Origin of the sequence: Gordonia sp. 852002-50816_SCH5313054-c, from assembly GCF_001665925.1 — a bacterium.
In the GTDB taxonomy this organism is placed as follows: Bacteria; Actinomycetota; Actinomycetes; order Mycobacteriales; family Mycobacteriaceae; genus Gordonia; species Gordonia jacobaea.
The window spans coordinates 1-13726 of sequence record NZ_LZTE01000041.1 but is presented as its reverse complement, the minus strand read 5'-3'; the positions used below and the strand labels follow the sequence as shown (position 1 = coordinate 13726).

At 64.4% G+C, this 13726-nt stretch carries 14 protein-coding genes and 1 tRNA gene; 10 read left to right on the top strand and 5 right to left on the bottom strand.

The window, feature by feature from the left end:
- Nucleotides 1–65: 65 nt before the first annotated feature.
- Entirely contained in the window at nt 66–785 is a 720-nt protein-coding gene (locus A5788_RS10170) for an MspA family porin (RefSeq protein ID WP_064870009.1), read from the top strand.
- A 493-nt stretch (nt 786–1278) separates the two neighbouring features.
- On the opposite strand, the gene mscL is transcribed toward A5788_RS10170, so the two are convergent.
- Together mscL and A5788_RS10160 are read right to left on the bottom strand one after the other, a co-directional pair.
- A complete protein-coding gene (gene mscL / locus A5788_RS10165) occupies nt 1279–2112 on the bottom strand; it encodes a large conductance mechanosensitive channel protein MscL (protein ID WP_064870008.1) in 834 nt (277 codons plus the stop codon).
- A 186-nt stretch (nt 2113–2298) separates the two neighbouring features.
- Nucleotides 2299–2958, bottom strand: coding sequence for an SAF domain-containing protein (locus A5788_RS10160; RefSeq protein WP_197494530.1), 660 nt, complete (start codon nt 2956–2958; stop codon nt 2299–2301).
- Between the two features lie 281 nt (nt 2959–3239).
- Between A5788_RS10160 and nhaA the strand changes: the two genes are divergently transcribed.
- Nucleotides 3240–4493, top strand: a complete 1254-nt coding sequence (gene nhaA, locus A5788_RS10155; RefSeq protein WP_064870006.1) for a Na+/H+ antiporter NhaA — start codon at nt 3240–3242, stop codon at nt 4491–4493.
- A 107-nt stretch (nt 4494–4600) separates the two neighbouring features.
- Nucleotides 4601–4948, top strand: coding sequence for an FmdB family zinc ribbon protein (locus tag A5788_RS23525; RefSeq protein ID WP_082937984.1), 348 nt, complete (start codon nt 4601–4603; stop codon nt 4946–4948).
- A 20-nt stretch (nt 4949–4968) separates the two neighbouring features.
- On the opposite strand, the gene A5788_RS10150 is transcribed toward A5788_RS23525, so the two are convergent.
- Nucleotides 4969–5547, bottom strand: coding sequence for a 5-formyltetrahydrofolate cyclo-ligase (locus A5788_RS10150; RefSeq protein ID WP_064870049.1), 579 nt, complete (start codon nt 5545–5547; stop codon nt 4969–4971).
- A 162-nt stretch (nt 5548–5709) separates the two neighbouring features.
- On the opposite strand from A5788_RS10150, the gene A5788_RS10145 reads away from it, so the two are divergent.
- From A5788_RS10145 to sepX, 6 genes are all read left to right on the top strand, one after another.
- Entirely contained in the window at nt 5710–6666 is a 957-nt protein-coding gene (locus A5788_RS10145; RefSeq protein ID WP_064870005.1) for a UTP--glucose-1-phosphate uridylyltransferase, read from the top strand.
- Between the two features lie 107 nt (nt 6667–6773).
- A complete protein-coding gene (gene glp, locus A5788_RS10140) occupies nt 6774–8087 on the top strand; it encodes a molybdotransferase-like divisome protein Glp (RefSeq protein ID WP_064870004.1) in 1314 nt (437 codons plus the stop codon).
- Nucleotides 8088–8168: 81 nt separating this feature from the next.
- Nucleotides 8169–8831, top strand: coding sequence for a GNAT family N-acetyltransferase (locus A5788_RS10135; RefSeq protein WP_039856816.1), 663 nt, complete (start codon nt 8169–8171; stop codon nt 8829–8831).
- A gap of 48 nt (nt 8832–8879) precedes the next feature.
- The gene (locus A5788_RS24495) at nt 8880–9155 is read left to right on the top strand and encodes a hypothetical protein (protein WP_331710818.1); all 276 of its coding nucleotides are present in this window, start codon (nt 8880–8882) and stop codon (nt 9153–9155) included.
- A 14-nt stretch (nt 9156–9169) separates the two neighbouring features.
- The gene (locus tag A5788_RS24490; RefSeq protein WP_331710817.1) at nt 9170–9538 is read left to right on the top strand and encodes an SIMPL domain-containing protein; all 369 of its coding nucleotides are present in this window, start codon (nt 9170–9172) and stop codon (nt 9536–9538) included.
- A 161-nt stretch (nt 9539–9699) separates the two neighbouring features.
- Complete coding sequence (gene sepX / locus A5788_RS10125; protein ID WP_064870003.1) at nt 9700–11097, top strand: divisome protein SepX/GlpR; 1398 nt, start codon at nt 9700–9702, stop codon at nt 11095–11097.
- Here the strand turns inward: sepX and A5788_RS10120 are convergent.
- The gene (locus A5788_RS10120) at nt 11054–11836 is read right to left on the bottom strand and encodes a hypothetical protein (protein ID WP_064870002.1); all 783 of its coding nucleotides are present in this window, start codon (nt 11834–11836) and stop codon (nt 11054–11056) included. The genes sepX and A5788_RS10120 overlap by 44 nt on opposite strands.
- A gap of 119 nt (nt 11837–11955) precedes the next feature.
- Between A5788_RS10120 and A5788_RS10115 the strand changes: the two genes are divergently transcribed.
- Nucleotides 11956–12031 (top strand) — tRNA-Ala (locus tag A5788_RS10115).
- A gap of 338 nt (nt 12032–12369) precedes the next feature.
- On the opposite strand, the gene A5788_RS10110 is transcribed toward A5788_RS10115, so the two are convergent.
- Nucleotides 12370–12768, bottom strand: coding sequence for a hypothetical protein (locus A5788_RS10110; RefSeq protein WP_156525491.1), 399 nt, complete (start codon nt 12766–12768; stop codon nt 12370–12372).
- Between the last annotated feature and the right edge of the window lie 958 nt (nt 12769–13726).

Below are 13726 nucleotides of genomic sequence, written 5' to 3'. Positions count from 1 at the left end.
AATTCAACAACTCACTCTGAGATTTATCTGCTCGTAGGCAGATTGACATTCCACGAAGGGGAATCATGAAGAAGAGCTACACTCGCCGCCTGGCGGCTGTCGCCGCCGTCGCGGGTGCCGCCGCGATGGGTCTGAGCGGTGTCAGTGCAGGACAGGCTGACGCTGGTCCGCTGCCCGGCGGCAAGGTCACCAAGACGCTTGTTGACGGAACTCCGGTCAGCATCACGCTTTCCAAGGAGAGCATCAGCGTCCAGCGTCCGATCAACCAGAGCGCGCTGAGCCGCGAAGCCTGGGGATCGGGAACGGTCAGCGTCAAGGTCGGCGGCAAGGCCGACGGCGGCTCCATCAAGGTCGGCTATGAGCTGGGATGCCAGGTTGACTTCGGCGTGTCCGGTGGTCTGGGTACGGGCGCCAGCGTCGAGCCGGGCGCAGCGAACCCCAAGGCCATCGGCGATACCGACGCTAAATGGAGTGGTACCCAGGGTGGAAACGGACAGGTCACGCTCGGGCCCGGCGGCGTGACCAAGTACTGGCTCATCAGCGGTGACAGCCTCGGAAACAGCATCCAGTCGTCGGACGTGACGAATAAGGATGACGACAACTACACCGCAGGCGATCTGACGTTCACGGGTTCTACCGGTGGAGTCACCTACAGCCAAGAGCACTTCGTTCTGAACGGCTGCGCGGGATACGCGTCGGCCCGGACGATTGTCCAGGTGACCGTCAAGACGGACTCCGTAAAGGGCATCGTCACCTACACGGGTAAGCCCTTTACTCTCGGCTGATCGCGCTCGTCGCACACAACTGAACACGACCGCAGGGCGGGAACCGGAGATCCGGTTCCCGCCCTGCGGCGTTGCGCTGAGCCGATCGCCTCGGGGATCGACCATCGACACAGCGAAACCTGTTTCGTACTGGCGCGTCGGACGACACCAGTGATCAGCTACCGATTGTGTCGGCTGCTGGGGTTCAGAACTGTAGGTTCAGCTCCCGAAGAAGGGGAACGGGAACCACGGACGCGGACGAGGGCGCGGCTGGGGCTGCGGTCGGCCGTGGTTGTTCTGGCCCGGTCGCTGGTTTCCGTGAGGCTGAGGCATCGTTGCTCCTCCATTGGGTTGATGTGACGTTTCGTCGACGCTCTATGAATCAAGATCAGCGCCAACGGATTTCAACCTAGGAATCGAACCTTGGGATGCGATGGTCAAGTCGCTGTCAAACGGCTGGACATAGCGAAACGGCCACGCCCGAGGTGGGCGTGGCCGTTCGATTGGTGTCTGATCAGCGGGAGTGGCGTCCCGAGTCGCCGGGGTTGTCGCCGGGGAACTGCGATCCCGGAGACGGGTAGCTGCTCGGCGGGTAGTTGCCGGGCGGGGGATAGTTGCCCGGAGCCGGGTTCGGCGTCGGGTAGCCGGGTTGCGGTGCACCCGGGCCGCCTGCCGGGTAAGTCGGCGGGTTCTGCTGCGGCTGCCCGGAAGGCGCCTGATACGACGGTGGGTTGCCGTAGGTCGACGGCGCCTCGTACGGGGCCTGAGAAGCCGGTGGCGGCGTCGTGAGGCGCTGGGTGGGCGGTGCTGCGTCGAGTCGACCGGACGGATATGCGTCGGAGGACGGCGAATACGTGTCGGGTGAATCGGAAGCTCCCGAACCGGATGAGCCATCGTCACCTCCGCCCGAGTCGCTCAGATGGTCGGGGAGATCCTTCTCCGCCTCAGCCTTGGCCTTCGACACGCTGTCGGGATCCATGAGGTCGCGGATCTCGGTGAGCAGCGCAACCTCGGTGACCTCGGCCTTCTTGCCGAAGCCGCCGAGCTCGGCGAGCTTGTTGTACGGAACGATGATCAAGAAGTAGATGACAGCGGCGATGATCAGGAAGTTGATGACCGCCGTGAGCACTCCACCGATGTTGACGAACGTCGACGACTTGCCGCTGACCAGCTCGAATCCGAGGCCGTCGGCTTCGTTCGGGCTCCACGGGATGGTGTTGATGATCGGCTTGATGATGCCGTCGGTGAATGCCGTGACGATCGCGGTGAAGGCCGTGGCGATGATGACCGCTGTGGCCAGATCGACCACGTTGCCCTTCATGATGAAATCCCTGAAACCCTTGAGCACTTTCCGGTCCTCTCATTCAGTCGGTGGTACGTGCCTGTGGTGAGGTGTTGACGGAATCTGCTCAGTGGTGCACAGCCCGTTCTCCGTGATGTTAGTAGAGATAGGCATGTGCGTTGCGGAACCAAACGATGTTGTGTCCTGTGCAATGAATCTTCGATGCTGTGCAAGGAATCGCGAAAGCACAGTTCAATGCACTATTACGGCGAGGGCGATGTCGAGTCCGGCCGCGGCTACGCGGAGCGCTGATTTCTGGTCCATCGCGAGTACAACCGGTGCCGACGCCTGATTCCGCGCCGACAACCCGCTCGACACCGGACGTTCGGTGCCCAGCGCGACTACGGCACGTGTGGCGAGTACATCCGCCTCAGGCCCGACGACGTCGACCACATCGCCCGCTCGCAACAGCGCCGACACGGCTTCGTCGGAGAGACGCACGGGGACGAGGCGGGCGTCGGTCGACCCGGTCAACTGTTGCGGCAGCCGGGGTGAGAGAAGCCGTGCGTCGGTGAGAATCTCGCCGGTTCGGACCATGCTCGTCACCGTCTTACCCGCGCCGTCGCGCGACATACGTAGTGCGCCCGCCGGGACCATTCCGGCGCCAACCCTGCGCACGACGAGATCGCTCGCGGCCAGTTCGGTGCCCGGCAGCAGGTCGTGCGCGGCGACCATGACCGCTTCGTCGTCGTGTTCTGCCCCACCGAGGGTCGCGAAACCCAGTGCGGCCACGACGAGTAGCGCTGCGGCGCATCGTCGAATCAACAACGACCTAGCCCAACCCGGACGCACGGCAGCTCCCAGACGGTCGACGAGGCGCGGGCTGAGACTGTCTCCACGGGCTGTTCGCATGCGCGCAAGTTAGCCGCCCGGAGGTCGCGGAAACCGACGCCGCGGCAGTATGTGGACAACACCGCGATCTGCGGCCGACTGTGGACAACTCGACGCCGCGCGGGACCGACCTACACCGACGTTGACGCGCCGCCTGACCAGCACGAGTGGTGCCGCGGCCGCTCGTCGGGGAGAATGGTCCTCGGTGTGCCGGGAAGTCTGGTCGGCAACCCGGACCTTGATCCGGGTTCGTATTCGACCCGTCTCGGCCTTGGCGCCGGGATCGTCCGACAGGATTATTCATGCCCGCAGAGAGCTCATTTGATGGGCGCCCACCCGCCCGTGAGCGCTTGCGCCGCCACCTATCCCTCGACACCACCAGCGGCATGCTGCTGCTCGTCAGCGCGGCCGTTGCCGTCATTCTGGCGAACTCGCCGTGGCGGGATGCATACCACGACTTCCTGGCCTACGAGATCGGTCCGGAGTCGCTGCACCTGCACCTGTCGCTTGGTGAGTGGGCCGCCGACGGTCTGCTCGCGATCTTCTTCTTCGTCGTCGGCGTCGAACTGAAGCAGGAGTTTGTCGCCGGAAGCCTGCGCGATATGCGATTGGCGGGGGTGCCGATCGTCGCTGCCGTGGCCGGAATGGTCACGCCCGCACTGTGTTACGTGGCGGTCGTCGGGACTCTTGATCCAGAAGCGTTGCGCGGCTGGGCAATTCCTACCGCCACCGACATCGCGTTCGCGCTCGCCGTCCTGGCGATCTTCGGACGTGGTCTGCCGCTGGCGCTGCGTACGTTTCTGCTCACGCTCGCGGTTGTCGACGACCTCCTCGGAATCACCGTGATCGCAGTCTTTTACACCGACTCCATCAACTTCGTGATGCTCGGCTGCGCGCTGTTGGCCATCGCGGCGTTCGGGGTCGTCGTGCGTCTGTCACGCGCGTATCGGTGGTTGTTGCTGCCGTTGGCTGTGGTCGCCTGGGCGTGCATGCACGCCTCCGGGGTGCACTCGACGGTCGCCGGTGTGCTGCTCGGCCTCGTCGTGCCTGCACTGACGATCCGCGGTGAGCAACTGCCGCGCACCGAGCAACTCGACGAGGCGGTGCGCCCCTGGTCGGCGGCGGTGGCGTTGCCACTATTCGCCTTCGCTGCCGCAGGAGTCTCACTGGTCGGAGCAGACGAGCCGTTGATCCAGCCGGTCTCGATCGGGATCGTGCTGGGTTTATGTGTCGGCAAGATGGTCGGCGTACTCGGCGCCACGGCGCTCATGACCCGGTTCACACCCCTACGACTTCCCGATGCCATCGGATTGCGCGACCTCATTCCGGTGGGGATGCTCACCGGAATCGGCTTCACGGTCGCCCTACTCATCGCGGAGCTCTCTTTCGAAGAGGGCGCACATGCCGCACCCGCCAAGGGGGCGATCCTCGTGGGGTCGCTGATCGCGGCGGGCGCGGCCGCTGTTCTGCTGCGTTGGAATGCGCACAAGACCCGTGATCCGGACATGAATCGCGACGGCGTCGTCGACTCCGATCTCGACGTCATCGGGGGTTGAGCGCACTCACCGCGGCGCAGGGCGACGTCCGGTTTGGCACTCGGAATGTACGAGTGCCAGAGTTGGTTAGAATCAGTGGCGAATCACTCAAGTCTTCGGAGGTACCGGTGCCCACTTACTCGTATGCGTGCACGGAGTGCGACAACAAGTTCGACATTGTTCAGTCGTTCTCCGATGACTCGTTGACCGAATGCCCGCAGTGCTCAGGGCGTCTGCGCAAGCTGTTCAACTCGGTCGGCATCGTGTTCAAGGGCAGCGGCTTCTACCGCACCGACTCCCGCTCGGGTTCGTCGAGTTCCGAAGCGGCGTCGTCGAGCAGCAAATCCGACGGCGGTTCGTCGTCGGAGAGTTCTTCGAGCAGCAGCTCGTCGTCGGATAGTTCCTCGTCGAGCAGCAGCGGTTCGAGCACGTCGTCGAAGAGCGAGTCCAAGAGCAGTGCCGCTGCGTCCTCCTGACTCCTGGCTGAGTTCGGAACCTAGCTGAGTCTCCGAAATCCCCCCGCGGGCGTGAGAGCCCACCCGACCGGGACGTCGTAGTTGCCCGACGGTAGAGCGTCGACGACCTCGTCGTCGTAGACGACGGCGACGAGCTCAGCAGAGCTCCCGATCAGTGTTCGGTCGTAGTAGCCCGCGCCGCGGCCCAGCCGAACCCCTGTCTTGTCCACCGCGAGAGCGGGCACAAGCACCACCGACGCCGCGTGTACGGCGTCTGTGCCGAGTCGTTCGCCCGACGGCTCGAGCAGCCCCCAGCGTCCTGGTTGAAGTGTTGTCGCGCCGTCGTAGCGGACCCAGTCCAGCGGTGCCGGGTCGCCATCTGGGACGATCGGGACCAAGACACTCACGCCACGGTCGATGAGTGCGTCCAGCATCGCCGGTGATCCCGGCTCGGTGCCTATCGGGACGTATGCGGCCACGGTGACGTCGTATTCGAGTCGGAATGGTGCGGCGTAGATCCAGTCGGCGAGGTCGCCTGCGGCTTGCTCGCGTGCGAACGGCGACATGTCGCGTCGCTTGGCTGAGATCTCCTCGCGCAACTGATTCTTGAGGGTGGGCACCGCGACCTCCGCCTTTCTGCGCACCTGCACCTGCACTCGCCCGCTCTGCATTCGAACTGTAGCGCCCCAAAGTGACGTGTACCGCAACGCGCGCGTCCACCGGTCAGGTGATCCACAAGACTTTGCGCGGACGTCGTCAGACTCCGACATTAGGGTGTCGGTATGACGTCCAGCGTGAGCAAGGCGAGCACCGACGAATTCAGCGAGTACTCGTCTGTACCGAACACCCCGCCTATCCCGAGAACCGCGGTTGTGCCCGCAGCCGGTCTCGGCACGAGATTCCTGCCCGCGACCAAGACCGTCCCCAAAGAGCTGCTGCCGGTCGTCGACACACCGGGCATCGAGCTCGTGGCCGAAGAGGCCAAGTCGGCAGGCGCTGAGCGGCTGCTGATCATCACGTCGCCGGGCAAAGACGGGGTGGTCGCGCACTTCGTCGAAGATCTCGTTCTGGAGAACACGCTGGCCACGCGGGGTAAGGCGGCCATGCTCGCCAAGGTGCGCAAGGCGCCGTCGTTGCTCGAGGTCGCCTCGGTCATCCAGGAGAAGCCTCTCGGTCTCGGCCATGCGGTCGGTTGTGTCGAGCAGTACCTCGACGACGACGAAGACGCCATCGCGGTCCTCCTTCCCGACGACCTCGTGCTTCCGGGCGGTGTCCTCGAGGTGATGGCCCGCACGCGGCAGCGTCGAGGCGGTTCGGTGCTGTGCGCGATCGAGGTGCCAGAAGACCGGATCAGCGCCTACGGCGTGTTCGACGTCGAGGAGTTGCCCGACGCCAACAATCCCAATGTGATGAAGCTCAAAGGCATGGTCGAGAAGCCGGAGCCGAAGGACGCGCCGTCGAATCTCGCGGCCGCCGGACGCTACATCCTCGACCGAAAGATCTTCGACGCGCTGCGTCGCATCAAGCCCGGCGCCGGTGGCGAGCTGCAGCTCACCGACGCCATCGCGCTGCTGATCGAAGAGGGCGAACCCGTGCACGTCGTCGTCCACAAGGGCACCCGTCACGACCTGGGCAACCCCGGCGGCTACCTGAAAGCTGCGGTCGATTTCGCACTCGACCGCGACGACTACGGACCCGACCTGCGCGAATGGCTCGTCGCGCGACTGGCAGCAGACTGAACCGACGCCGTCCGACTCGACGTCGGCTCAGCGCGCCTGCGTCACAGATAGGGGCACTGCCGCTAACGTCATTGCCTGACGTGTGTCCGGCGAGGCGATGAGGTGAGATGCGGTCCGTCGAAGATCATCTGACGCTGGTGACCGCTGCGGCGGTGGCTCCGCGGCCGGTACGGGTGGCCATCTCCGAGGCGCAGGGATTGATGTGCGCCGAGGAGGTCGTCACCGAGCGACCGATGCCCGGTTTTGACCAGGCCGCCATCGACGGGTACGCCGTGCGGGCCGTCGATGTGGCGCTCGCCGGAGCGTCGGCTCCCAGCGATCCCGACGAGTTCGACGAATTCGACGCAGGCGGTGCCGAATTGGTCGACCTCGAGCCCGGTGAGCCGATGATCGTGTCGCTTCCCGTGGTCGGCGAGGTTGCGCCGGGTGCGCGTACCCCGACCAGACTTCAGCCGCGGCAGGCGGTACGCGTCGAGACGGGCGCCCCGATGCCGACGCTCGCCGATGCCGTGGTGCCCCTGCGCTGGACCGACGGTGGCGATCAGAAGGTCAAGGTCGGGCACGGTGTCGACAGCGGCGACTACGTTCGACGAATCGGCGACGACGTCCAGCCCGGCGATGTCGCGGTCCGTGCCGGATCGATCATCGGCCCGGCGCAGGTCGGATTGCTCGCGGCGGTCGGTCAGTCGCGCGTGCTGGTTCATCCCAAACCTCGACTGTCGGTGATCTCGGTGGGCAGCGAACTCGTCGACATCGATCGCACTCCCGGCCCCGGCCAGATCTACGACGTGAACAGCTACTCCCTGGCGGCCGCCGCCCGTGATGCCGGTGCCGATGTGAACCGGGTAGGACTCGCCGAACGCGAGTCGTCGCGACTGCGCGAAGTGGTTGAGGCGCAACTCATTCGATCCGAGATCGTCGTGATCTGCGGCGCGGTGGGCGGAACGGCCTCGCGGGCGATCGCCGACGCCCTGGCCGACCTCGGCGACCTCGAGATCGCGCGAGTCGCGATGCATCCGGGCTCGGTGCAGGGCTTTGGCCGACTCGGCCGCGATGAGGTGCCGACGTTCCTGCTGCCCGCCAATCCGGTGAGCGCGCTGGTCACGTTCGAGGTCATGGTGCGGCCGCTGATCCGGATCGCGCTGGGCAAGCGACAGCCGATGCGACGCGTGATCACCGCACGGACGATCGGGCCGATCGCGTCCGTTGCGGGCCGCAAGGGATATCTGCGCGGCCAGTTGATGCGCGACGAGAAGTCGGGGGAGTACCTGGTGCAGGTGCTCGGGGCGTCGCCAACGGGATCGTCGCATCTGCTGGCCGAGCTCGCTGACGCGAACTGCCTGATCATCGTCGAGCCGGACGTCGAGGAGTTGGGTACGGGAGACGAGGTCGAGGTCGCGTTCCTCGCTCAGCGCGGATGAGTGCGTGCGTGGTGCTTCTCCGAATCCACGCATATGCGCGAGCAGGTCACGCGACAACATTCACCGAATAGACTCACTGGCGTGTTCAGATGGTTGAGCGGTGTTCCGGCCAGTCCCGGGTGGCCGGCGACGTTGGGACCATTGCTTTCTCGTGGTGGAGCGGTGACCGTGCGTCCGGTGCGGGTTCGTGATGCCAAGAGCTGGAGCGACCTTCGCATCCGCAACCAGAACTCGCTACTGCCGTGGGAGCCGACCGGAGTCGGCAGTTGGGCCGATCGGCATCAGCCGGCGTCGTGGCCACCGCTGTACGCGATCCTCAAATCCGAGGCCAGGCGCGGCACCATCCTGCCATTCGTCATCGAACTCGACGGCGCATACGTCGGACAGCTCACCGTCGGCAACATCCAACGCGGAGCTGTGCGGACCGCGTGGATCGGATACTGGATCGACCAGGCGCACTTCGGTCAGGGAATCGCCACTGCCGCAGTCGCTTTGGGCGTCGACCATTGCTTCGGTCCGGTGGGGCTGCATCGCCTGGAGGCGACGGTACAGCCGTCGAACGGGGCGTCGCAGGCGGTGTTGACCAAGCTCGGATTCCGGCACGAAGGTCTTCTCGAACGCTATATGGACGTCGACAAGCGGTGGCGCGACCACAACCTGTTCGCCCTGACTGCCGAGGAGGTTCCCGAAGGGGCCGTCGAGCGTCTGGTGCGCTCGGGGCGCGCGAACTTCTTGCAGGGCTAGTTCTCGTTGCCTGTCTGGGCGACCTGTCCTTCTGCGTAGGGTTGCCGTATGGCTGAGTCATCGGGGTTGCTCGAGATCGTGGTGCGCGGACACGCGCGCGACAGTTATCCGCCCGAGCGTGCGCTGCTCTCGCTCAGCATCGACTTCTCGGGCTCGAACCGCGAGGCCGTCTACAGCGACGCTGTCGAGGTGCAGGGACGGATCGTCGGGTCGCTGACCTCGCTCGAGGCACGGGCCGCGGTGTCGACGTGGCACAGCGAGTCGGTGCACGTCTGGTCGTATCGACCGGTCGATGCGAACGGTAAGCCGCGAGAACTGCTGTAGTCACGAAGATTCGCGTGACCACTGAGTTCGTCGACTTCGACGAACTCAATGCGTTCATCGACGCCTGGGCGACGGTCGAGGGTGTTGACGTCGGTGGCGTGCGTTGGGATGTCACGCGCGAGGGGCGGGCCCAGCATGAGAGGGAACTTCGACGTCGCGCGGTCGACGATGCGGTGGCAAAGGCGCAGGCGTACTCCGACGCGGTGGGGCGGGGCGAGGTGCGGGCAGTCCGGCTCGCCGACCCGGACATGCTGTCGAGTGGACCCGAACGGATGGCTCGGGTGACATTCGCGGACGCGCCCGCTGACGCGCCGACGTTGGAGTTGCGGCCCGAGGACATCGATCTCGAGGTCTCGGTGGACGCGCGATTCGTCGCGGGATAGCCGCGGGAGTGCCGATAAGCCGGCTGACGGGGCGGCTGAGAAAGCCATATGAATCGCTTCAATCTGGCGGGAGCTCGGCGCGTCTGCGCAGTTCGCACAATGGTCGCACCTAGATTATTGGGTGGTCCGGTGTAACCAGAGTGATTGAAGGGAGAGGTCGAATGCCGAATTCCGTGCTGTGGGTCTGCCTCGTCGTGGTGTGGCTCTTCGTCCTCGTTCCCATGGTCATCAAGGGTCGACCGCAGATGCGGAAGTCGACCGAAGCCGCGCGCATGACGCGCCTTCTTCACCGCGGCGGCACCAAGGCCCGTACCTCGACTGCTCGACGCTCGGCCGGTGCACATCCGCACGACCCGTCGTGGACGTCGCGACGGTCGTCGCGCTCTGCAAGCAGCGCCGCGACAGCGCTTCTCGACAAGACCGAGTCCGACGAAGAGGTGTCGACCGAATCCGACGATGCTCCGAAGTCGCGGAAGGCGACCACCACCAAGCGTGCAACCGAAGCGAAGGTGCAGGCGCCCAAGGCGGAGTCGGATGTCGACGCAGAGGATCTTGACGCAGAGGATGTCGAGTCGACCGACGAGAGTGTCACGCTCACCGGCGAACTCGTCGATGCTGCCGAGGTTGAGACCGAAGAGGTCGACCACGCTGCGGACTCTTCGGATGTCGTCGACGCTGAGGTCGAGGATGCTGAGGCCGAGGGCGTTGAGACCGAAGATGCTCAGCTTGAGGATGATTCGGACGTCGAGGATGAAGCCGAGTACGACGACGATCTTGAATACCAGGACGACCTCGACGACGAGTTCGAGGACGACGAGTTCGAGGACGACTACGACGTAGCAGACGACAGCTCGGACGACGACTACGACGCGGACGATGAGTACGAGGACGACGTCGAAGATGAGTACGAGGACGACGTCGAAGATGAGTACGACGCAGACGATTACGACGAAGAAGATGAATACGACGCGGAGGACGCGGACGACGACTATCTCGACGAGATGGACGGCTACGAGAACCCCGTGCCGCGCGACAAGCGTTCCGCCGCAGCACAAGCCGAGCCGACGCACGTCGTCGAACGTGGTCGCACACGTGATGCTCGACGTTCGGGTACGTCATTTGACGAGCGGGACAGGAAGATTCGCTACCGCGAGCGTCAGCGCGTGGCCATCGCGCTGCTGACGTTGGTGGTCATTTCGATCGCGCTCGGAGCCTTCCTGGGACTCATCGGTTGGATCGCCACCGGGATCACCGTCGTGATGCTCTTTGCCTACCTGGCGTACCTGCGTAGCGCGGTCCGCAACGAGCAGCGACTACGTGCTCAGCGGGCAGCTCGTGTGGCGCGTCAGCGTCGCCAGGACGAGGAGCGTCGACGTCGCGAGATGGCTGCGCCGCAGTTCGTCCCGGTGGCCGAGCCCGCACCTCAGATGCGTAGGCCCGGCGGAGCCGTCGTCGTCGAAATCGACGACGAGGACCCGATTTTCGATCACATCCCGCCGTTCCAGCGGCGTCGTGTCATGCGTGAGGACGAGGAGTTCCGTCGGGCTGCTGCCGGCTGACGGTGATCGCGTCCGGGTGGTTCTTGATCCACTTGCTTGCGTCGGTGACGGCGTGGCAAAGCGCAACGCGCTCACCGACATACGTCACCGGGGCGCCGACAACTGGTATGTAGCTGAGCATTCCGAGGAGCTTGGGCGGACCGGGTCGACGATCGAGTTCGTCGTTGACCTTGCGCAGGATCTGCGCGACCTCCCAGAGCCCACCGATCACCGACCATCCGCGACGCTTCTTTGTCGACGACGTGTCGTCGAAGGGGTCGGTGTTCGACGCGGCGTCGGAACTCAGTTCTCGATCGCTCAGTACCGAAGCAAGCAGTCGCACTTGATCATTGCGATCGGTGACCCCGTACTCGCGAGCGATGGCGACGAGCACGATGGCCTGATTGGCGTAGCCGAGAGCGCTGGTGAGCGGCAGAGCTTTTGCCCACGCGCCGAAGACTCCGGGGTAGGAGACCGCAATCGTGTTGAGCGCGCCTACGCGATCGACCCACCACTTGCCGCGCTCCTTGATCGACAGCTCCGACCATCCTCGCGTGCCCGGCCAATCGGCGACATCGAAACCACGTGCAACGACGTGTCGGAGCTTGTCGAGGCGAGAACGGTCCCCCGGGTCGTCGTCGAATGTGCTTGCCTTGATTCCCAGCGGATCCGAGGAGGAGAGTGCATCGAGGATCGGGTTGATGATGGCGACCGCGCGGTCGATGGCGGTTGCGAGCTCTTTATCGGACATTGTGGCCACGCGCCGAGGGTATCGGAGCGGTGTCGACATCCGGCTTGTCGCCACGACGACGAGGCGTGTGTGAGCTTGCGCGCGGCGGCTGCTAGAGTGACCTACGGCTGATCACGCAGTGGTCACCCGGGGCTATGGCGCAGTTGGTAGCGCGACTCGTTCGCATCGAGTAGGTCGGGAGTTCGATTCTCCCTAGCTCCACCAGAAGCAGCAGAGTAGGCGGCCTTTCCGGCATCGCCGAAGGGGCCGTCTTTCTGTGTGCTCACCCGGATCCAGTACATGGCGCACGTCGCCTGTGACGTACTTGCGCCGCACGTAGTGGCGTCGGGTGAGCTCCGAAGACGTATGACCGAGCTGATCGGCCGCCGCCTCCATCCCGATCTCATCGGCGAGCAGCGTGGCCACCGTTCTGCGAAACGTCTTCGGCGTGACCCACTCGAACCTGTCAGAAGGGCCGCCCGGACGACGGCCGCAGCCTGCTATCCCGACCAGGGAACACCAGGCCCAGCTCTTCGCCAGCGGCGTCGGGTGTTACGTGTGACTCAGCAGTCGCCCACCGTGTCGACCGGATTCGAGGGGCGGGGCGCGGGCTTCACGTCGACGTCGTAGCCGGGATTGTCGGATGACCGCGCGATGATCGTGCAGTAACCAGCTCCGGTCGGTTGCGCTGACCTCCACTGATCGCCACACGACAGTACATCGAAGCCGCCGATCACCTCGGCGGAATCTTCAACTCGTGGGGCGTGCATCCACATGATCATGTCCGGATTCTTCGCTGGGTCTTTCAGGTCCGCGTCGGTCGAATTGCAGGACGTCGCCGACGACGCTATGGCTGTCGTCGTCGACTGCGCGTCAGCGCCGCCGTCATCTGATCCACAACCGCCGACGAGAACGCTCACCGCGAAAGCTACACCTACTGCCGCGATCACCCGACGAATCATGATCCGGGACTCTACAGCCGTGTGGTGACAGTCGCCTCCAAATCATCTACAGCCACCCTTACCCACCCGAAACCCGCGAACTCGGGCATATCGAGCGGACTGTACTATTCGCTGACACTCCGGCGACCAGCGGCGTTGTCGCTGAACAGAATTGCCGAGAGTCGGCGGCACGGCGGTTCGCATCGGATAGGTCGGGAGTTCGATTCTCCCTAGCTCCACAAGCTGGACAGGTAAGGGTATGTACTCGAACCGATAGTCTGTTTTGCCCTGCCGCCGTGAGTGATCGGCTGTTAGATCGACTCTCCTGCTTCTGATGCTATTGGCGGAAGATGCCTGCCTTAGGGCTCCTCAGGCTGTCACGAGGGGTTCTTGAATCTCGGCGTTCTGGAAAATCAATGGATGTGTCGCGGACTCTGAGGGTATATGCAGGTTGTCGAGCAGCTTCGCCGGTAGCGAAGCCAGCGTCAGCTTTCTCTCTCATGACTGCAGTGCATCGCCCGTAGCGATGCACATGACGTCGTACCCGTAGAAACTACTTTGAGGATCCTCGTGACCAGTGAATTTCCGGCGGTAGCGCCGGCTTTCTACGTGCAGACCACAGTTGGCAAGGCCAAGTTATTCATCGGAGAGTTCGGTTCGCTCTCGACGCAGCTCACGCCACTTGCGACAGTGAACGCAGGAAGTGGAGTTGATGTCGACCAAGTGGTTCGTGCGCTGGAACGAGCCGCTTGGACTGGCGATCGCGCACTTTGGGAGGCGATCACAACAGTGCTTCCGAATCCCGTGGTTCTCGCTTGTGAGCAAGCGTTGGCAGCGATGCCGCCGCCAGCCCGATTGGCCATAGGAAGCGACGCGAGGCCGCTTACAGTGCTGACATCGTCGGGGCTGGTGCACGAGTAGGTGACATCTGATCTGGCTTGCCCTGCCGGGCGGCCTGGAAGGATGCCAGCTGTGCCCA